Source organism: Victivallis lenta (genome assembly GCF_009695545.1).
Taxonomy (GTDB): domain Bacteria; phylum Verrucomicrobiota; class Lentisphaeria; order Victivallales; family Victivallaceae; genus Victivallis; species Victivallis lenta.
Genome location: NZ_VUNS01000001.1, coordinates 448,299 through 467,325, shown reverse-complemented (window position 1 = coordinate 467,325; position 19,027 = coordinate 448,299). Strand labels below are relative to the sequence as shown.

At 60.1% G+C, this 19,027-nt stretch carries 16 protein-coding genes and 2 tRNA genes; 8 read left to right on the top strand and 10 right to left on the bottom strand.

Going from position 1 to position 19,027, the window contains the following annotated elements; all coding sequences use genetic code 11:
* Window positions 1–32 precede the first annotated feature (32 nt).
* Window positions 33–1,103, top strand: a complete 1,071-nt coding sequence (locus tag FYJ85_RS01870) for an ADP-ribosylglycohydrolase family protein (protein ID WP_106053320.1) — start codon at window positions 33–35, stop codon at window positions 1,101–1,103.
* 28 nt (window positions 1,104–1,131) lie between these two features.
* On the opposite strand, the gene FYJ85_RS01865 is transcribed toward FYJ85_RS01870, so the two are convergent.
* The gene (locus tag FYJ85_RS01865; protein WP_154416810.1) at window positions 1,132–2,226 is read right to left on the bottom strand and encodes a hypothetical protein; all 1,095 of its coding nucleotides are present in this window, start codon (window positions 2,224–2,226) and stop codon (window positions 1,132–1,134) included.
* A 173-nt stretch (window positions 2,227–2,399) separates the two neighbouring features.
* On the opposite strand from FYJ85_RS01865, the gene FYJ85_RS01860 reads away from it, so the two are divergent.
* Window positions 2,400–2,672 carry a hypothetical protein gene (locus FYJ85_RS01860; protein ID WP_106053318.1) on the top strand — a complete coding sequence of 91 codons (273 nt, stop codon included), beginning with the start codon at window positions 2,400–2,402 and terminating at the stop codon, window positions 2,670–2,672.
* A 51-nt stretch (window positions 2,673–2,723) separates the two neighbouring features.
* Here the strand turns inward: FYJ85_RS01860 and FYJ85_RS24155 are convergent, their stop codons facing one another.
* Complete coding sequence (locus FYJ85_RS24155; RefSeq protein WP_154416809.1) at window positions 2,724–3,395, bottom strand: type II secretion system protein; 672 nt, start codon at window positions 3,393–3,395, stop codon at window positions 2,724–2,726.
* Window positions 3,392–4,966 carry a glycosyltransferase family 2 protein gene (locus FYJ85_RS01850; protein WP_177995496.1) on the bottom strand — a complete coding sequence of 525 codons (1,575 nt, stop codon included), beginning with the start codon at window positions 4,964–4,966 and terminating at the stop codon, window positions 3,392–3,394. The genes FYJ85_RS24155 and FYJ85_RS01850 overlap by 4 nt, the downstream gene beginning before the upstream one ends.
* Window positions 4,967–5,300: 334 nt before the next feature.
* Between FYJ85_RS01850 and FYJ85_RS01845 the strand changes: the two genes are divergently transcribed.
* Genes FYJ85_RS01845 through FYJ85_RS01830 form a run of 4 tightly spaced genes read left to right on the top strand, consistent with a single transcriptional unit; the run spans window position 5,301 to window position 10,511 of the window.
* Window positions 5,301–6,908, top strand: a complete 1,608-nt coding sequence (locus tag FYJ85_RS01845; protein ID WP_158703955.1) for a type II secretion system protein GspD — start codon at window positions 5,301–5,303, stop codon at window positions 6,906–6,908.
* A 2-nt stretch (window positions 6,909–6,910) separates the two neighbouring features.
* Complete coding sequence (locus tag FYJ85_RS01840; protein ID WP_106053314.1) at window positions 6,911–8,437, top strand: efflux RND transporter periplasmic adaptor subunit; 1,527 nt, start codon at window positions 6,911–6,913, stop codon at window positions 8,435–8,437.
* Window positions 8,437–9,243, top strand: coding sequence for an ABC transporter ATP-binding protein (locus FYJ85_RS01835; RefSeq protein ID WP_106053313.1), 807 nt, complete (start codon window positions 8,437–8,439; stop codon window positions 9,241–9,243). Before FYJ85_RS01840 ends, FYJ85_RS01835 begins: the two co-directional genes overlap by 1 nt.
* Window positions 9,240–10,511 (top strand): ABC transporter permease, encoded by a 1,272-nt coding sequence (locus FYJ85_RS01830; protein ID WP_106053312.1) that lies wholly within the window; start codon window positions 9,240–9,242, stop codon window positions 10,509–10,511. The genes FYJ85_RS01835 and FYJ85_RS01830 overlap by 4 nt, the downstream gene beginning before the upstream one ends.
* Before the next feature lie 204 nt (window positions 10,512–10,715).
* Here the strand turns inward: FYJ85_RS01830 and FYJ85_RS01825 are convergent, their stop codons facing one another.
* On the bottom strand, window positions 10,716–11,660 hold the full coding sequence (locus tag FYJ85_RS01825; protein ID WP_177995495.1) for a phosphotransferase enzyme family protein: 945 nt from the start codon (window positions 11,658–11,660) through the stop codon (window positions 10,716–10,718).
* 49 nt (window positions 11,661–11,709) lie between these two features.
* Window positions 11,710–11,787 (bottom strand) — tRNA-Pro (locus FYJ85_RS01820).
* A 228-nt stretch (window positions 11,788–12,015) separates the two neighbouring features.
* Between FYJ85_RS01820 and FYJ85_RS01815 the strand changes: the two genes are divergently transcribed.
* Window positions 12,016–13,110: an SGNH/GDSL hydrolase family protein gene (locus FYJ85_RS01815; RefSeq protein WP_154416806.1), complete on the top strand. Its 1,095-nt coding sequence runs from the start codon at window positions 12,016–12,018 to the stop codon at window positions 13,108–13,110.
* Window positions 13,111–13,182: 72 nt separating this feature from the next.
* Here FYJ85_RS01815 and FYJ85_RS01810 read toward each other — a convergent pair whose 3' ends face one another.
* The gene (locus FYJ85_RS01810) at window positions 13,183–13,809 is read right to left on the bottom strand and encodes a DUF6655 family protein (protein ID WP_154416805.1); all 627 of its coding nucleotides are present in this window, start codon (window positions 13,807–13,809) and stop codon (window positions 13,183–13,185) included.
* 304 nt (window positions 13,810–14,113) lie between these two features.
* Between FYJ85_RS01810 and FYJ85_RS01805 the strand changes: the two genes are divergently transcribed.
* Window positions 14,114–14,187, top strand: a tRNA-Gln gene (locus FYJ85_RS01805).
* A gap of 436 nt (window positions 14,188–14,623) precedes the next feature.
* Here FYJ85_RS01805 and FYJ85_RS01800 read toward each other — a convergent pair.
* The 4 genes from FYJ85_RS01800 to FYJ85_RS01785 form a co-directional block, all read right to left on the bottom strand.
* The gene (locus tag FYJ85_RS01800) at window positions 14,624–15,598 is read right to left on the bottom strand and encodes a 5'-3' exonuclease (protein WP_154416804.1); all 975 of its coding nucleotides are present in this window, start codon (window positions 15,596–15,598) and stop codon (window positions 14,624–14,626) included.
* Window positions 15,599–15,915: 317 nt separating this feature from the next.
* Window positions 15,916–16,908 (bottom strand): zinc-dependent alcohol dehydrogenase, encoded by a 993-nt coding sequence (locus tag FYJ85_RS01795; RefSeq protein ID WP_154416803.1) that lies wholly within the window; start codon window positions 16,906–16,908, stop codon window positions 15,916–15,918.
* Window positions 16,909–16,923: 15 nt separating this feature from the next.
* Window positions 16,924–17,994, bottom strand: coding sequence for a Gfo/Idh/MocA family protein (locus FYJ85_RS22905; protein WP_206212924.1), 1,071 nt, complete (start codon window positions 17,992–17,994; stop codon window positions 16,924–16,926).
* Window positions 17,995–18,170: 176 nt separating this feature from the next.
* Window positions 18,171–19,019 carry an EamA family transporter gene (locus FYJ85_RS01785; protein WP_154416801.1) on the bottom strand — a complete coding sequence of 283 codons (849 nt, stop codon included), beginning with the start codon at window positions 19,017–19,019 and terminating at the stop codon, window positions 18,171–18,173.
* Between the last annotated feature and the right edge of the window lie 8 nt (window positions 19,020–19,027).

Below are 19,027 nucleotides of genomic sequence, written 5' to 3'. Positions count from 1 at the left end.
GTCTTATAACCTTTTCCGGGGAAGGATTTCAGATGATGGACTATTCGATTGAGCCGCGCGTGACCGGGCTGCTGTTGGGAACGGCCGCCGGAGACTCGCTCGGGCTGCCGGGGGAGCACCTCGGCCGGAAACGGTGGCTCAGGCGGTTCCCCGGACCGCTGCGCCAGCGTTTTCTGTTCGGGCACGGCATGATCAGCGACGACACCGAGCACACGATCATGGCGGCGCAGGCCGTGCTTTCCTCCGGCGGGGACCCCGAGAGCTTCCTGCTCTCCTTCAGCTGGCGGCTGCGGTACTGGCTGCTGTTCCTGCCGGCCGGCTGCGGCTGGGGGACGCTGCGTTCCGTGATCCGGCTCTGGAGCGGACTTTCGCCGCGCGAGAGCGGCGTCGCGTCGGCGGGGAACGGCGCCGCGATGCGGAGCGCCGTCTTCGGCGTACTGTTTCCGGACCCGATCGAGCGGAGGGAGTTCGTCCGGCTCGCCACGCAGGTCACCCACAGCGACCACCGGGCGTTTGTCGGGGCGCTCGCCGTCGCCGAGATGGCGGCGCTTGCACTGGTGACGCCGCTCGGCCGGAAGCCGGACCGGGACGATGTCTGCACCCGGCTCCGGGTCATGGTCTCCGACGATCCGGAGTGGCTGAAGCTGGTGGACCGCATGGAGGAGGGGTGGCGAAACGGCGTTTCCGTCGCGGATTTCGCCTCTTTGCTCGGGCTTGGCCGCGGCGTCTCCGGCTATGTCTATCATACGGTTCCGGTGGCGCTTTACGGCTGGTTCGCGCATTACGGCGACGTCCGCGAAACGCTGAATGCCGTCATCCCCTGCGGCGGCGACACCGATTCGACCGGTGCGATCGCCGGAGCCCTGGCCGGCGTTTCGGCCGGCGCCGATGCGATTCCGGCCGAATATACCGGCCGGCTCTTCGAATATCCGTACAACGTCGGGTTTCTGCGCCGCCTCGGAACGCAGCTGACCCGGTTTTCGATCGGAGTCCCCGCGGCGGTGGTGCCGGCCGCCTACTGGGCGATTCCGCTCCGCAATCTTCTTTTTCTGGGAACGGTGCTGGCGCATCTCCTCGGCAGAGCGCTCTTTTTCTGGCGCTGACTCCGGTTTCCGCTCCGCATATCGAGAACTATGCCAGCGTTCGCAGCGTGATCGACCCGAGTGTGCCGTCGGTGTCGGAATTCTCGATGAAAAGCAGCCGGTTTCCGGTTGCGTTGAGCTGCGGATGCGGGTGGCGGTACTGCTGTTTCGGATCGGAGTGGATGGTTTTGACAATCTCCTTGGTTCCGGCTTTGCGATCGATGCGGATGATATCCATTTCGAGCGGAGTCTTCCGCTTCGTGCTGCCCCACCACATCGTATCCATCGCAAAGACGGTCCCGTCGGCGTTGCAGGAACTGTGCCAGTAATCGTCGCAGTCGAGCGCACCGCAGCCGCTCCCGTCGAGATTCATCGTGATGAGTGCGCCGGGAAGGACGCTGACCGGATAACGCACGGCGCAGACCGTTTCCCCGGCAGTCATTTCGTGGCCGATGCACTCCTGCAGTTTTCCGTCCGGGCCGGTTGCGTGGCGGTGCAGCGTCTGCCGTTCGCCGGTCCGCCAGTTCAGCCGGTTCAGCCGGTCCGGAATCCCCTCGGTCGGCCCCTCGTGGGCGAAGAGAATCCAGTCCGGGTCGCTCATGAATTGAAAGTGGTTTGCGAAGAAGCCGTCGAACTCATAGCTTCCGGCCGGTCTGAATGTGGCGGTGTCGAGTACCGTGAGCGGAACGTTTTGCGGCGCGCCCGGCGGCGGCGGGAACGCGCCGAAGACGACGAATCCGCCGTCCTTCGAACGGTTGCCGGGTCCGCCGAGGCGCAGAGAGGCGTCCGGCAGCGCCCAGACCATTTCGGCGCTGCCGTTGTCGACCGACACCGAGTACAGCTTTTCGCGCAGCGGCAGAAGCAGCTGCCGCTGTTCCGGCAGGAGGACCGCCGAAAGCAGGAGCTCGCTCACAAGCAGCCCGTCGAGTCCGTTCCAGGCGGTGAGTTCGAATTCGGCCGTGATGCGGCCTTCAGCCGGCGACCAGGTGTGCAGCCATACCCGGCTGAAATCCGGCAGTGCGGAGTAGAAGATGAAGTACGCTTCATTTTTCCCCCACGGGGAGGAGGTGTAATAGGGGAGAAAGGTCATGCGGCCCGGAATCTGAATGCGTTGTTCGTTCCAGCTGGAAGATACCATTTTCATGAGGGAAACCTCGGTTTTGAGTTGACGACTCCCATACTGTACACGGCTCCGGATATTTTTCAACCGTCACTTCCGGAGAAAATGGGGCCGGAAGGTGCGGCCGCCCTTGAAAAACGGGCATTCCGGGGTACGTTAGGAGGATGTTCCGGAAATCAGGAAAGGGAGTTCGAATCATGGATATCTTCGAAGCGATCATGATGGTCTGTTTCGGCGCAAGCTGGCCGGTGTCGATCTGGAAAACCGTCAAGGTGAAAAATCCGATCGGCAAGAGCGTCATTTTTCTCTGGCTGGTCGAAATCGGTTATATCTCGGGCATCATCTACAAGCTCGCACATCCGGACTGGGTCATTGCGCTCTATTGTCTGAATGCGGCGATGGTCGGCACCGATCTCTTTCTGGTGATGAAGTACAACCGGATGCGCCGGAAGGAAAAAGCGCGGGCATGAAAAAAGCCGCTCCGGGTTTTGCGGAGCGGCGTTCTCTTTCCTGCGGAGAGATCACCAGGTGCCGAGTTCCCATTGGAGCAGGCTGTTGAATGTGTTGCCGCCGTAAGAGACGTTCAGAACCGGCTTATTGTCATCCTTCATATGCCAGAAGCACCGGATGGCGGGGAAGTGGCTGAGGAAGCTTGAATATTTCCTGTCTTTGTAAGGGCCGTCGATGGTGCAGGTGTCGTATTTGACATTTCGGGACTTGTACTCATTCCAGGTCTGAGTTCCGTTCCCTTCGCCTACTTCAGAGGCGAACGTGCACGGTGCTTCCGTGAATTCGTAGAAATAGCTGATTTTCTCCACGTCGTTATTGGTCGGGTTTCCGTACGACCCCAACTTTCCGGGATAGTCATAAGCTTCATCGTATTTTCCGTCCGGCCGCGCTTTCCACGCGGTGACGGCGGTATCCGAACTGTTTCCGTCCTTGGGGCAGCGGTAGGTTTTGTCGGTGCTCATGTAATTCGGGTAAAGCGTGGAAATCCAGGGAGGCATCCGGTCTTTGAAGTCATTGCGGTACTGTTCGCAGGCGAGACTCAGCTGACGGAGGTTGTTGAGACAATTTGTCGTTTTTGCCCTGTCCCGCGCCTGATTCAGGGCAGGAAGCAGCATCCCCGCCAGGATTGCGATAATCGCAATGACGACGAGCAGTTCGATGAGAGTGAATGACCGCTTTTTCATGCCGTTTCCTCCTTACATGGTTCGATGTTGTCGGTTAATCCGTGTTTGGTTTTTTCCCAGTAAAATGGCTTCGTGAAAATCTGGATGAACCCTTTCCAGGCCGCCAGCGAAATCAGCAGCCAGTAAAACGGCATCAGGAGCGCGGCCGGTATCAGCCGGTAGTATTTCCGTTTGACACAGGCGGCTACCCCTATTCCTATGAATATAAAATTCGCAAGAAACATTATCAAGGAGCCGGCGAAAAATATTTGCGAAAAAATCGACCAGAACGGGTCTTCGCCGGTGCCGTAGTAGACGAGCGGCCACGCTTTCAGCGTCAGGTGCCCGATCCGGACCCCCTCGTAAGCCGTGTCGAACCGCGGACCGACGATCTGGTCCAGCAGCGGCACGCCGGCGAAGAGCCCGTGCAGCAGCAGCCCCGCGTAAAGCAGCATCGCCGCCCAGAAAATCAGGTTGGTCAGCATCATCATCGCGCTGCCCCCGACGGCAAGGAATCCGCCGAACGCACCGTAGACGCCGAGCCGTTTCATTGTCCGGAACGGGTTGCGGTAGTGAACCAGATGGGTCTGGATGAACCCCTTCACCCATCGCGACCGCTGGCGCATCCAGTTCCAGACCTGGGAGTTGGCCTCCTCGTAGGTCGTGGAGTTGATGAGCCGCGTCTTGTAGCCGTACTCATAGATGCGCAGCCCGAGGTCGCAGTCCTCGGTGACGTTGAACGGGTCCCAGCCGCCGATCTTGCGCAGGATGTCGGTCCGGAAATGGTTGCTGGTTCCGCCGAGCGGCAGCGGCAGGTTGAACAGCTGGTAGCCGGGCAGCGTCAGGTCGAAATAGGTCGAGTATTCGACGGTGAAGAGCCGGGTCAGCAGATTGTGGCGGCTGTTGAAATAGTTGAGCTTGCCCTGAACGCAGAGCACGCGTTTCTCCGGATCGCGCCGGAACGCGATGCAGGCCTTTTTCAGCTGGTCCGGCTCCGGCGCGTCCTCGGCGTCGTAGATCACGCTGAAGACTCCCTTCGCCTGGGAGAGCCCGTAGTTGCAGGCGCGCGGCTTGGTTTTGGGCGGCGCATCCGGAACGGTCAGTACGCGGCAGTAGGGCGGCAGCCCGGTACGGGCGAGCGCTTCGCGGGTTTCGCTGTCGTCGGCTTCGAGCAGAAGCATGACTTCGAGCTTCTCCTTCGGGTAGTCGAGCTTGCCCATGTTCCGGACGATTTTCGCCGCGATGTTCGCTTCGTGGTAGAGCGGCAGGAAGACGGTGTAGACCGGCAGCTCGTCGTCGGAGAGGGCGGCCACTTCATCGTCCGTGATGATCTCCTCGCCGCGCCCGAACCAGGAGAGGACCGCCGCACCGCCCCGGAAGATGACCGCGGCGGCATACCAGAACATCAAGAACGCGGTGACGAAAAACAGGAAATAATCCCACCGGAACTTCAGCAGCAGAAGCAGCAGCAGGGCGGTCAGCAGGTAGCGGAGCTGCTGGCCGCGGCTCGTCACCTCGATCGCCGACCCGCCAGGATGCGTCTCGACAAACCGCCGGGTGATCGGATCCAGTTGTTCCGGGATGAATTTCATGATATCAGGCAATATAACACGAAATAACCAGGAACCAAGCGGTTTTTGGTAAAAAAACGTTATTTTTTTCGGAACTCTTGACTTTAAGCATTCGCGTAACAATGGATAACAGTTTGAACCAAGCTCGAAAAAACCGGAAAATATCTGGAAAAACGCTTGAATTTCCATAATGTTGGTATAACTTTCCCAACTAAGGCTGTGAGGCGGCGGTTTGCGTCCGCGGTTTTGCAACCGGTTGAAACGGGCGGTGAAGCGCAGGATGTGTTGACGGGTGACTACCAATAAAGATAAAAGTAAAGGATTCCAGAAGAAAATGCTTTTCGGGCAAACTCGATTGTTGAAGTCGGCTGCCGTCATGTGCGGTTCGGCGATGGTGTTGACCGCGCTTCCCGGTTCCCTCGCCGCGGCGGAGCAGGATGCTCCGATCATCCGCACCGAAGAGGACCTCATCAGGGGGAAGGAGAACGTGCGTACCGTGATCGAGGAGCTGTCCGAGCTGTTCGCCGATGATTCCCCGGCTCCGGTTGTGCATGAGTCGAAGCGCAAGATTTCTCCTCCCTACAGCAAGGTGATCAAATCGGCCAACGACCGGGCCACGCTGATTTTCCGCCCCCGCTTCACCTCGTCCAAGAAGATGTTCAAGGCGCTGGACGGCGTCATCACCGGCTCCACGCTGGTCGAGCCGCTCGACGAGCAGAATGAACTGATCATCAACGCGGATGCGAAGGAGATCGAGAGCTACAAGGAGATCCTTGAGGCGATGGATATCCCGTCCCCGCAGATTCTGATCGAAGCGAAGGTCGTCGAGGTCCTGTTCAACGACGGCATGCAGCGCAATCTTTCGATCATGTTCCAGGGGGACCGCTACAAAACCGGCGCCCAGACCCAGATTCCGGGCAATACGAGCCCGACGACCTCCGGCGCGACCGGCAACTTCACGCCGTATGCGGGAAAGGACTCGATGAACATCGCGTTCCAGTGGCTTGAGACCGCGCAGGATGCGTCGGTGCTGTCGAGCCCGAACATTCTGATTTCGCGCAACGAAGTCAGCCGTATCATCACCGGCGAGGAGATCCCGATCCAGGAGGCGACTTCGTCCGGCAACAACGTGCTGTTGAGCACGACCTTCAAAAACGTCGGCGTGACGCTCGAGGTCGAACCGAGTATGATCAACCGCGACAACGTGACGCTGCGGGTCTATCCGAAGGTTTCGAACGTATTGCGTTACGAAAGCGTGTCGAGCGGCGACTCGTCCTATTCGGTCCCGGTGATCTCGGCGCGCAGCGTCGAAACCCATCTCCGGATGCAGGACAAGCAGGTGGTCATGATGGGCGGGCTTTACAACAGCCGCAATACGCTCCAGCAGCAGCGCGTGCCGATCCTCTCCGATCTGCCGTACATCGGCGAGCTTTTCACCGGCAAGAACGAGTCGAAGGAGGTCACCCAGCTGATTTTCTTCCTGAAGATCCACATTATTTCCCCGGAACAGGTGGCCAGTGGCGTGTTTTACGACTTCGACCGCAATGCGAAGGTCAGCGAAAAGCTGAACCAGATCGTCGTCCACTCCGACAGCTTCCCGTCGCATGACGCGTCGCTCAAGAAGTTCAAGGATGAGATCGAAGGTGCGCTGCCCGGCCGGGAACAGCAGCGCCGCAGGGAGTTCAAGGCCGCTCCGGTCGCCGTCGATGACGCCGCGGAGACGGGCGCCGAGACGATCAGGCCGTTCGACTCCGAAGTGTTCATCATGGAGCCGGAGGAGAAGCCGGAACCGAAGGCGGCGCAGTCCGCGCCCGGGCTCCTGACGGAGAAACCGACCGTCCGCGTGACGGTCGAACCGAAGGAGGGCGCCGGAACGCCGGAGGTGACCGAACCGGCGCCTGCCGAAGTCGTTGAAACCGAAAAACCGGCGAATTCCGATTCCGCCGCAACCGACGGGAAGTGAAAATGAAGTTCAGCCGTAAAAAAATCGTATGGCTGGTCGTTCTCGCTGTGTTCTGCGGCCTGGCCGCCGGTGTCTGGTTCGGGGTGGTCCGGCCGCGTCTCAAGGCCCGGCAGGACGACAATGCGGCCAGACTGGCCAGTGACAGTGCGGATATGGACCGTACCTTCAAGGTCCGGCGCGACGACCTGATCATCGGGCTGCTTCAGGGCGGCTATGTGAACGCGAGCCAGAAGCACAAGCTTGCGCTTCAGGCCAATTACCGGACCAAATTGCTCTGGGTCATCGACGAGAACAGCAAGGTCAAGGCAGGCGATCTGCTGGCCAAGTTTGAAACCGACGAGCTCAAAGAGCAGATCGAGAATCTCGAGATCGAGCTGGACAACCTGAAGAAAGAGCTCGATCTGGCGATTGAGTCGAAGAAGATCCAGATCAGCACGAATGCCGCCGATCTGCAGGCGGCGGAAGAGAGTCTGCTGCAGGCCGACGATGCGATGCGCAAATACCGCCGTTTCGAGCGCGCCAGCAAGCGCGACGAGCTCGATCTGGCCGTGGTGAACGCCGAGGCTGCGCTTGAAACCGCCCAGAGCGAATACACCACCACGCGGGATACCGAGGTCAAGGTGACCAAGGATGAGAACGCCGACGACAAAAAGCGCAAACTGCTGAAGGATGCGCAGACCAAGATCGATGAAAAAGAGAACGCGCTCAACACGGCGGAGGACAATCTCCGGGTGTTCCGCCGCTATGACAATCCGAGCAAGCTGACCCGTCTGTTCAACGCGTACGAGCAGGCCAAGCTGAATCTGCGGAAGGTCAAGATTTCGACCGAGTCGAAGATCGTCCAGTCCGACAAGTCGATCGAGAACTACCGCCGCCGGATCAAGCGGACCGGCGATCAGTTGAAGCGCTACAAAGACTACATGACCATGATGGAGCTGCGCGCGCCGGTGGACGGGGTCGTCATCTACGCCGACCCCGACCGCCGCTGGGGCAACCTCGACGTGAAACCGGGCATCGACATCAACAAGGGGCAGGTGCTCATCACGATTCCGGAAATGTCGAATCTCGTGGTGGATTTCGACCTGCCGGAGCAGTACCGTTCGAAGGTCAAGGTCGGCGACCGCGCAGTCATTTCGCCGGATTCGCTGCCGGGCGAGAAGTTCGGCGGCGCGGTGTCGCACATCGACACGCTGCCGGTGAACCTCGTCGTCTGGGACTCCTCGTCGCCGAAGATCTACAAATCGAAGATCAAACTCGACCAGCAGTCGCCGAAGCTCGTGAACGGCATGAGTGTGCAGATCAACATCGTGACCAAGACCATTCCGAACACGCTGTTCGTTCCGGTCGAGGCGGTGTTCGAGGACAACGACCGCTTCTTCGTCTACCGCGGCAGCCTCACCGGCCCGAAGGAGGTCGATGTGACCATCGGGGAATCGAACGACAACTTCGTCCAGATCACGAGCGGGCTCGAGGAGGGCGATGTGGTCTATCTGTACCGTCCGTACCAGAAAACACAGGATTCGAAATAATGGCGGATAATGCGGCGGGAGCGGCCAGGCCGGAGGACATTGTCCGGCTGATCGATATCCGCAAGACCTATTTTACCGGGGATTTGCAGGTTCCCGTCCTGAAAGGGATCAATGCGACGGTCAAGCGCGGAGAATTCGTCGGCTTCATCGGGACCTCCGGTTCCGGCAAGTCGACGCTGCTGAATATTCTCGGCATGCTCGACGTGCCGACCGGCGGAGAGTACTTCCTCGAGGATATCGAGGTCGGCCAGCTTTCGGATGTGGAGCAGGCGACGATCCGGAACCGGAAGATCGGCTTCATCTTTCAGAGCTTCAATTTGTTCCCGCACCTTTCGGTGGAGGAGAACGTCGAGGTTCCGATGGTCTACGGCCGGGTGCCGGGGCGGATCCGGCGCAAGCGGGCGCTCGAGCTTGCCCAGCGGGTCGGGCTCGGTCACCGGCTCGGCCACCGGCCGACGCAGCTTTCGGGCGGCGAATGCCAGCGCATCGCGATCGCGCGGGCGTTGTCGAACAATCCGGCTTTCATCCTGGCCGACGAACCGACCGGCAACCTCGATGAAAAGACCAGCGACGAGATCATGAAGCTGTTCCACCAGCTGAACCGGGAGCAGGGGGTGACCATCGTCATGGTGACCCACAACCCGGCGCTCGGTCCGCATTACGACAAGATCATCCGCCTGCGCGACGGGCGGATCGACGATACGCTGTTCGAGTGGGAGGTCAAGGCGCTTGAGAAGAAGATGGTCGCCGAGGTCGAAGCGCAGCGCAAAACGGCGGAAGCCGAGATCGGCGAGGTGTCGAAATGATGCTGGTCCGGGACCTCTTCAAACTTTCGCTGCACAATCTGTTGCTGCATAAAGTCCGTTCGATTCTGACCTCGCTCGGCGTGATTTTCGGCGTCGGCAGCGTGATCGCGATGCTCGCGATCTCCGAGGGCGCGAAGCAGTCGGCACTGGCCCAGATCGAGGCGATGGGCATCGACAAGATCATTCTGTTTTCGAAGCGGCCTCCGGTGGACGGCCGGAGCGAAGGCTCGGACAATGCCAGCGTGATGGAACGCTACGGGCTGAACGAACGCGACGTGAACAATATTCTGAAGATGGACAATGTCGAACGCATCACCGGTGTTTTCGATGCGCGCAAAAAGGTCCTGAAAGGTTTGGACCGGACGGATATCAAGCTGGTCGGCTGCGACTACGAGTTCCTGCAGGATTCGCTGGGGCGGGTCGACAAGGGGCGCTGGTTCACTCCGGCCGATTTCAAGAACAACGCATACGTCTGCGTGATCGGCAGGAACGTCAAGCGCAAGCTCTTTTCGATCGGAAACACGGATATCGTCGGCAGCACGATTCGGGTCGAGGACATGGTGTTCCGCATCATCGGCATCATCGACAACGAATACGGCACGCAGTATCCGGAGGTCGGCAGCCAGAATGACATGATTCTGATTCCGATGACCACGGCGCGGGCGCTCTGCAAGGACTATACCTTCTACCGGGAGGGCCGGAACCACAAGATCACCCGGATCGAATACGATCTGTTTCTGGTCAAGGTGAATGACACCAGCTATATCGACAACACCTCGAAGCGTGTGGCCGGTTATCTGGAGAAGACCCACTCCGATACGAAGGACTGGGGCATGGTTGTGCCGCTCGAGCTCCTGAAACAGATGGAGCAGACCCAGAACATCTTTACGATCGTCATGGGTTCGATCGCCGGCATTTCGCTGGTGGTCGGCGGCATCGGCATCATGAACATCATGCTTGCGAGCGTCTATGAGCGGCGCAAGGAGATCGGCACGCGCCGCGCGCTCGGCGCGCAGAAGTCGGATATCCTGCTGCAGTTCCTGATCGAGACCGTGTTCCTGACCTCGACCGGCGGCGTGCTCGGAATCATGCTCGGCGTCGGCATCGGCCGGACGATCACCTACTATACCGAAATGCCGACCATCTACTCGGCCTGGAGCATCGCGCTCGCGCTGGCCATTTCGAGCATTACCGGCGTGATTTTCGGCACATATCCGGCCTACAAGGCCGCGCAGCAGAACCCGATTACGGTGCTTCGCGCCGAATGACGTCCGGATCTGAACGGAACCGGAGAACGGATCGCCGTCCTCCGGTCCTTTATTTTTCCAGTCGGATGAAGGCGGCTTTCGTCTTTTTTCCCGTATCGGTCTCCGGACAGGGGACTGGGGTATTTTTCAATTCCCCGACTTTCCTGTGACACAGTGGCTTTCCGAATACGGCATAATTCCATATGCCCTTCTCCGGATCTGATTTTATCCGTCAATCAGCCGCCGGAGCTGCGGGGCTTGTTCCTCGTATTCGATGATCTCTTTCAGCGTGATTGCGGTCTGTTCAGCCCCGAGCTGCCGTTCCTCCGGGGACAGGGCCGGATTCGACGAACGCGCGATGTTGTAGTTCAGCCACCCGAGCATGCCGGCATATCCGGCGTGGCCGACGCTTTCCCAGTCGGGGGGAGGGAGGCTGTTCCATTGCCGATAGGCGTCCAGCAGGGCCGCGATCCGGTCCGGCCGGAGCTTTCCCCCGCCGTCGCGTCCCCAGTTCAGCAGAGCCTCCCAGAGCTCCAGTGCGGGAGGTACCGGCCCGGCGGCCTCCCAGTCGATGATGAACGGTTCCCCGCGATTCCATAAAACGTTCTTGGAATCGAGATCCCGGTGGCTCATGACGGCATTCCGTTTGAGTTTTTCCAGCGCCTGACGGGCCAGCAGATTAACCTGCTTCAGCCGGACGGCGGTTCGTTCCTGCCCGGCGGGGAGAGGCCATGAGTGGAGGGGGCATTCGATTCCGGCGCTCTCGGCGTCGGGCCGGATGTTCCGGCGATGGATTTTCCCGAGGACGGCCCCGATTTTCGCACAATGACCGGCAGTGATTTCATCCCGGTTCAGAATGCGTCCCGGCTGAAACGGAAAAACCATGTAAATTCCGCCTTCAAAGGGGATCAGGACGTCGTTGTGGAACCGGAGGGCCGTTATCGCCGGAATTTCGTCCGCAAGCGTTCGCGCCAGCAGCTCCGACCGGCGGAAATTCCCCGGTGCGGCCGGCCGCTTCATCACGACCGGATTGAGCCGCTTCACCACGAAAGTTCCCTCCGCGGCCGCCGCCGCCCAGGTTTGATGGGACAGCCCGCCGCCCAGCGGCCGCGGGAAGTCAGCGGAAGCATCGAAACCGAGACGGCGGAGCAGCTTCAATATGTCAGGCATTCCTAACCCATTCATAAAGCGGATATGCAATTCAGGAAAGAATAGGAAATGGTCGGGGTGAGAGGATTTGAACCTCCGGCCTCTGCGTCCCGAACGCAGCGCTCTAGCCAGACTGAGCCACACCCCGCTGATATTTCTTAATATAGACCGTTCCGGCGGCAAATGCAAGTCGAAAATCGGGAAAACTTCACTCGATCCGCCGGAAAATTCCGGTATTTTCAGCCGATGTTCCGCCGCGGCGCGCTTGATTTGCCGCGGAGCGGTGCTTTATTATATCGGCGTGAGGGCCGAAAAACGAAAAATTCGGTTCCGGCAAAGGGATGAATCCCAATCGGTTTCAACGGGGACGGTCAAGATGGATGCAATCGAATTTTCGGATGAACTTTATCGCCGCGCTTTGGTTTCGGCCGGCAGCCCGGAGCGGCTGCTCCGGTTCCGCCGCATGGTCGCGGAGGGGAGGCCGGTCGTCTACGGGGCGATCGGCGGGTCGATCACCGAGGGAGCCGCGGCGTCGAGTCCCGGCAGCCGCTATGTGAGCTGCATTGCGCACGCCATTCAGAACCGCACGGCCTGCCGTCTCGTCAACGCCGGAGTCGGGGCGACCGACACCCGGTTCGGCGCCATGCGCTGCCGGGAGGACCTGCTCCGGCACCGGCCGGACCTCATCACGATCGAGTACGCCGTCAACGACGTCAACAACCCGGACCGGGATTTTTCGTTCGAGGCGCTTGTCCGCCAGTGCATGGGCTCCGCTCCGGATGCGTTGATCGTCGTGATTTTCACGCTCCGCGAGGATGGCGTTTCGATGCAGGAGATTCAGCTGCCGGTCTGCCGTCATTACGACCTCGCCATGATCTCGTATCACGACGCGATCTGGCCGGAGCTGAGCGGCGGCAATCTGGCGTGGAGTGCGGTTTCCCCCGACAACATCCATCCGAACGATGTCGGCCACCGGCTGATCGCCGATCTGGTGACCCGCCTTCTGTTCGGACAGCCGGTCGAGGCGGTTCCGTTGAAGGCGCCGCTCGACCCGCGCTGCGCGGAATATGAAGGCGGCCGGGTGGTGCGGGCGGAGGAGTTCGAGGTCGATTCAGTTCGCGGCTGGGAGATCGCCGATTCGGTCCGCGGCTACCGCCGCTGGACGGCTTCCGAACCGGGCGCGGAGCTTTCATTCACATTTTCCGGTCCGACGCTGCTGATCGGGTACCGCAAATACGCCGGGGAGTTCGGCCGCGTTTCGGTTTCGGTCGATGGCGGGGAAGAGACGGTTCTGGAGGGCTTTTTCGAAATGCCGCCCGGCGGAACCTGGCGCGGCGGCCACATCGCGCTTGAAAAGATTCTGCACGCTGCCGGAGACGGCCCCCATCAGGTGACCGTGAAGCTTCTGCCGGACCGCCACCCGGAGAGTGCCGGGCACCGTTTCGACATCGAGTATTTGCTGAAAGGGTGACTTCTGAGGACGGGAAAAAGCGGACGTGCGGAATCGGGTTCTGCGCGTCCGCCGGAGTCTTTGCCGTAAATTTTATTCGAAAAAGTCAACCGTGGTTTCGGCTTTGCTGGAGTCTTCCATATACATATTGTGTGACGAGAACGGTACAAGCAGAATGATCCAGTTGTTGTAGATCGCGCTCGAATTGATTTCGGCAAACGAGTCCAGCAGCTTGCGGTCGGCGGCGTTGAAGATGTTGAATGAGAAACGGCCGTAGGCGTTCCGCGTATATTTGCTGAAAATCGGAATTTCCGGAATGGCGAACGATACGTCCGTATTCGGCACCGGAATCGGCAGTTGCGGCGTGCCGATGAAGAACTTGCTGTAATCGGTGCCGAGCACTCCGCAGAGGGGCTGCACGATGACGTCGGCCTCCTCCTGCTTCCGGGTGATGACGATTCCCGCCTGGGAGAGCTGCATCTCCAGAACGCCCTGCGCATAAGCTTTGTCGACCTGCGGTGCGAAATAATCGTAATCCATAAACGCCTTTTTTCCGGCGAATTTGCCGAAATCCACGCATTTGACGCCGCGTTCGATCGTGGCGGAGAGCAAATATTGTTCAACTGCCGAACGGGGGGTGTTCGTCACCCACGGCGTTGTACACGAACAGAACACGAACGTCGTTGCCGCGGCAGCGAGCGAATAGATGCGCCGTTTCATAAAACCTTTCTCGGTTGAGCCGCCCGGCGAACCTGCAACGCCGCCGGAACCTATGCAGATAAAACCTCTTCCTTATACAATAATTCCGGATAAAATGAATTGCAACCTTTTTTCTCCCCGCGGCCGGAAAAAAGGAACGTTTTCGCACCGTTCCCTGAGAGGGAAAGAAGAACGCGGTCCGGATGTTTGCCGGGAGGGGGACGAAATATGAAAAAAATCCGGAAATCTTATATTTTGAGCTTGCATTCCGGCAATGGCCGACTATATTAAAAAGCGTGGCAGACAAAAAGCCGCAATTTGATGCAGCCCCGTGGTGTAATGGTAGCACAAGTGATTCTGGTTCATTTAGTTGAGGTTCGAATCCTTGCGGGGCTGCCATTTTTGTTTTTGGACGTACTGCTTAAAAGGTTGTCATTCAGCAGGATAGTATACTCTCCGTCAGCACTGATTGTTACGCTTTTCACGTAAGTTTTCACGCTCAGACTCACTCCGGACTTATCCTGTGAATCCATCTTGAACAGTTCCGATATTCGCCGGAGTTTTCGAAATTCAGCCTCCAATCGCGGCGCCGGATCTTTTGCTGTCCGCTCACGTTGAGTTTTCAGCTATTCAATACGCGCTTCCAGATCCTCCACTTCTTTGTTCAGCTTAATAAGCTGTCAGCGGGCGGCCAAAATGCACCACTAATGGGCACCTGAAAATGCACCACCCCTAAACCTGATCGCATTCGCCTGCGAATACCGGAACCGCCCTTCGTGGCTTGCGCCGGAGATCATAGAGAAAATGCGCTGATGCGCTTTCCGGAGAACACTCCTCAGAAGAGTTCGCCCTGTTCCATTCCGGGCTCCGGCTTCGGCGTTTCGGGAGCGGGAGAGGCGAGGAAGCTGAAGAGATCGTCCTCCGCCGCCTCCGGCCGGGCCGGGGCAGCCGGTGGCTCCGGCAGCTCCTTCAGCACACTCCTGAGTTCCATTCTTTCGCAGATTTCGCGGATTTTCGCCCAGTCGGGCGCGGTGCGGCGCAGGTGTGGGGCGGGGGGATCGAAGCGGTCGGGCAGGGCGTCCTTGAGCGCGATGAGTTTGCGGTTTTTCCGGATCACGTCGAACTGCCCTTCGAGTCTGGCGCGCAGCTTCGGGTCCCCGATGCGGGCGGGGTCGTCCAGCCAGCTCTCGGCCGGGCCGAACGCGTTCAGGAGCCGGGCGGCGGTCTTGGGGCCGACGCCGGGAACGCCGGGAATGTTGTCCGACGCATCGCCGATCAGCGCGAGATAGTCCACGATCAGCTCCGGCGGCACGTCGAACTTCGCTTTCACCCCGGCAGCATCACGCTCCTCGAAGCCGTTTTTCGGCGCCGGGACCAGCATCTTCACTTCGGCGTCGACGAGCTGCGAAAGGTCCTTGTCGGAGCTGACGATGAGTACCGGCCCGGCGGCGCGGCGGGCGAAGGCCGCGATCAGGTCGTCCGCCTCGTACTCCGGCTCCTGCAGCAGCGGCCAGCCGAACGCGGCGGCCAGCTCCCGGATCACCGGAATCTGGACGCGCAGCTCCTCCGGCATCTCCGGGCGGTTCGCCTTGTACTCCGGCGCGAGTTCGAGCCGGAACTGCACCTTTCCGCAGTCGAAACAGAGCGCACCCGCGTCAGACGGGTACTCCTTCTCAAGCTTCAGCAGCATGCGCGCGAAGACGAAGACCGCATTGGTCGGCTCCCCCCTGGAGTTGTTCAGCTGGCGGATGGCGTAGTAGGCACGGAAAATCTGGCTGTATGCGTCGATGAGGATCGTCGGAGTGGTCATGATGCGTCTGTTCCCTTCGTTTCTGATAACGTACACCCCGACAGCCGCCTTGTCAACAAAAAAACGCCCGTTCCGGAAGGGGAACGGGCGCGGGAACAGAAAAAGGGTTCCAGGTTTGTTTCTTCAGACGCTTAGAGGAGTAATTATGAAGAGGAGAAATTGCGTATAGGAGCCTGAACAAATCAAACCTGGAACACCTCTTACTATAAGCTGAAAAAATTTAAAATCAAACCATTTTTCAATTATTTTCCGGAAATTTTCGGTTTTTTCCGGTTGGGAATGCCGGAACGGGATTTTCCGGCACCCGGAGACGCGATTCAATCCATTGTAATGACGATCTTCGTCGAATGCTCCCGGTCCGCGAAGCGTTTTGCGAAAGCCTCGCCGATCCGGTCGAGCGGGAATACGTCGGAGACGACCCGCCTGAGGTCGATCCGGTGCTCCTGCAGGAAACGGACGTTGTCGGAATACTCGTCCGGCGTGAAGTAGAACGACCAGACCATCGTCCGTTCGAGCCACTCCGGCAGGTTGAAGTTTCCTTCGAGCCCGACGAAGGTGCAGATTCCGGCGCCTTTCTTCGTGCTCCTGACGGCCGTCTCGGTCGCCTGCGCGTTCCGCACGAAGGTGTAGGCCTTGTCGGCCCCGTCGCCGCCGCAGAGCTTTGCAACTTCGGCAACCACGTCGCAGCCGGCGGGGTCGAGCACGAAGTCCGCGCCGAGTTCGAGCGCCTTCTTCCGTCGCGCCTCGACCGTGTCGAGCCCGATGATCTGCTTCACTCCACGGGCCCGCAGGAAGAGCACCTGCAGCAGCCCGAGCGGGCCGAGCCCCCAGACCGTGACCGAATCGGTCGGTGCGGGCGGCAGCCGCCGGAGCCCGCGCAGCGGTACTCCGATCGCATCCGACAGCAGCGACGCCGTGACGAAGTCAATCCCCTCCGGACACGGAAAGAGCAGATCGGCCGTGAAGAGCGAATACTCCTGAAAGCCCCCTTCGACGAACTGGCTCGACGCGCAGCGGGTCGGAATCCCGTTCCGGCAGTTTTCGCAGCTGCCGCAGCCGCGGATTGCGTAGCAGACGACCCGGTCGCCGACCTTGTACCGGGTCGCTCCGGGGCCGCAGGCTTCGATGACGCCGGCCGACTCGTGGCCGTGCACCGGCTCCGTGTCCGAGGCCGGGCTGGCCCACCAGGTGTCTGAGCCGCAGATGGCGCAGGCTTTGATCCTGACGAGGTATTCGCCGGGACCCGGCGTCGGCACCGGGGTCTCGCGGATCGTGATCTCTTTTACGCCGGTGTGGAATGCGCTTTTCATGAGTCTGTCCTTTCTTTATTGATGAAGAGCCTGGCTGATTGCTTCGATGACGGCGATGTCCTTTTCCGCGTCGGCGAGGTCGGCGGCGGAGTTGTCTCCGGCCCGGACCTTTTCCACGAACGCATCGGTCTGGAGCCGGAACGACCACTGGCGGTTGTTTTCGAGCGTGAACCGCCGCGAGAGCGCGCCGGCTTCATCGTAAATTTCGACCGTGGAGGAGGACTGCATCTCAAGCGGCGGCGGCGTCAGGATGCGGATCGACGCGCGTTCGAAGCAGAGCTCGGTCACCTCGTCCCAGCGGCGCATGTTGAAGTTCACGCAGAATTCGAAGGTCCCGGTGACGCCGCCGAAATCAAGCTCCGCAAACTTGGCGCCGCCGCGCTCGGAGGCGGAGATCACCTTCGGCTCCGTCCCGGCCAGGAAGCGCAGCAGGTTGATCGAGTGGCAGCCGGTGTCGAGCAGCCCGTAGTACGGGTTGTCGAACGAGTAGAACTTCGCGTCGCGCGGAGCTTTGAGGAAGGCCGGGCCCGGGTCGAGCGGCGCGGCGTCGAAAGCCGGGGCCGGAGAGGTGGCGCGGACCACCGGCACGAGGCTGTCGATCGCGGCGTTCCAGTGGCTGCCGATGAAAGCGTGGGCGCGGAGGAACAGGAGCTTCCCCCACTTTTTTTCGTCCAGAATCCTGCGGAGCTCCGCAAGGTTCGCATCATGCCGCTTCATGTAGCCGACCGAGACCCCTTTCCCGGCCGCGGCGGCCGCGGCGGCAAGCTTCCGGGCGGACTCCACCGACATCGCGGCCGGTTTTTCGGTGAAGACGGCTTTGCCGGCTTTCAGCGCTTCCCCGACGTTCGCAAGGTGCCACTGCACCGGCGTCAGCACGAATACGGCGTCGAGTTCGCGGGAAAGCAGTTCCTCTTCGCTGCCGCACGCGAACGGCACACCCCAGCGGCGCGCGACCGCCTCCGCCACTTCGACGCGGCGGCTGCACACGGCGGCAAGTTCCGCCGCCGGATTCATCGCCAGGCAGGGAATGTGCGCCGTCTGCGCCATATAACCGCAGCCGATGACTCCGATTCTGACCTTTTCCATCGTTTCGACTCCTTTGGGTTGTTGAGGTGAAACTGAACAGGGATTACATGTTATCCAACGCTGCTTCAAACCCACTGCCGTACATGCGGAGGGGGGAAGCATTTCATTATCTTTAACATGATGCCGAAACGGACAAATGCAACCGGCAATTCCGATTTTTTTGCAAAAATCGTTGTTCAGCCGCCGACGGTCAGCAGAATGATCGCCGCCGAGCCCGACAGCAGCGCGGCAGCCTTGCAGAGACTCAGCTTTTCCTTCAGCAGCAGCGCGCTGAGCAGGAAGGTGCCGAGGAAGCTCATCTGGGCGACCGGCAGGACCACGCTTGCGCTGCCCTGTTCGAGTGACAGCGCCATAAAGACCACGATTCCGGCCAGCAGAAAGCCGGAGAGAAGCCCGTAACGCAGCACCTTGCGCTCGGGCCGGAACGCCGCTTTTTCGCGGAACAGCGCGTAGAATCCGCCGCAGACGATCCAGAAGATGCTGTTGATCAGGATGATGCCGTTCCGGTCCGCCCCCTGCGTGAAGCCGTATTTGTATGCGATCCCCATGCCGGAGCGCAACGCCGCCGCGGCCAGCACGAGAATGAGCCCGGCATTCCGCAGTTTCTTTGCGTCCCCGCCGGCGGGCAGGAAGGCGAGCACGGCGAGCGCGGCCAGCAGCACGCCGCACCATTGGAGAAGCGTGAGCGTCTCGTCGAGCAGGAGCGCGGCCGAAAGCACGACCAGCACAAGATTGAGCCGGAAGATCGTCGCGCACATCCCGGCGCTGTTGTGCGACATCGCCTCGATGAGCAGCAGATTCGAGGTGACCGACAGCGCTCCCGAAACCGCTCCCCAGAGCAGCGTCGCCCCGAAATCGCTCTCCGGACTCCACGGCAGGAATGCGAGCAGCGCGAACCAGACGCTCCCGGCGACGGCGACGAAAAGTCCGCGCGACCGCTCCTTCCTGGCGAACAGCTTGAAGACGAAATCATTCAGCGCCGCGAAGAACAGACAGCAGAACGCATAGCCGACCGCGATTGACATGGGAGCTC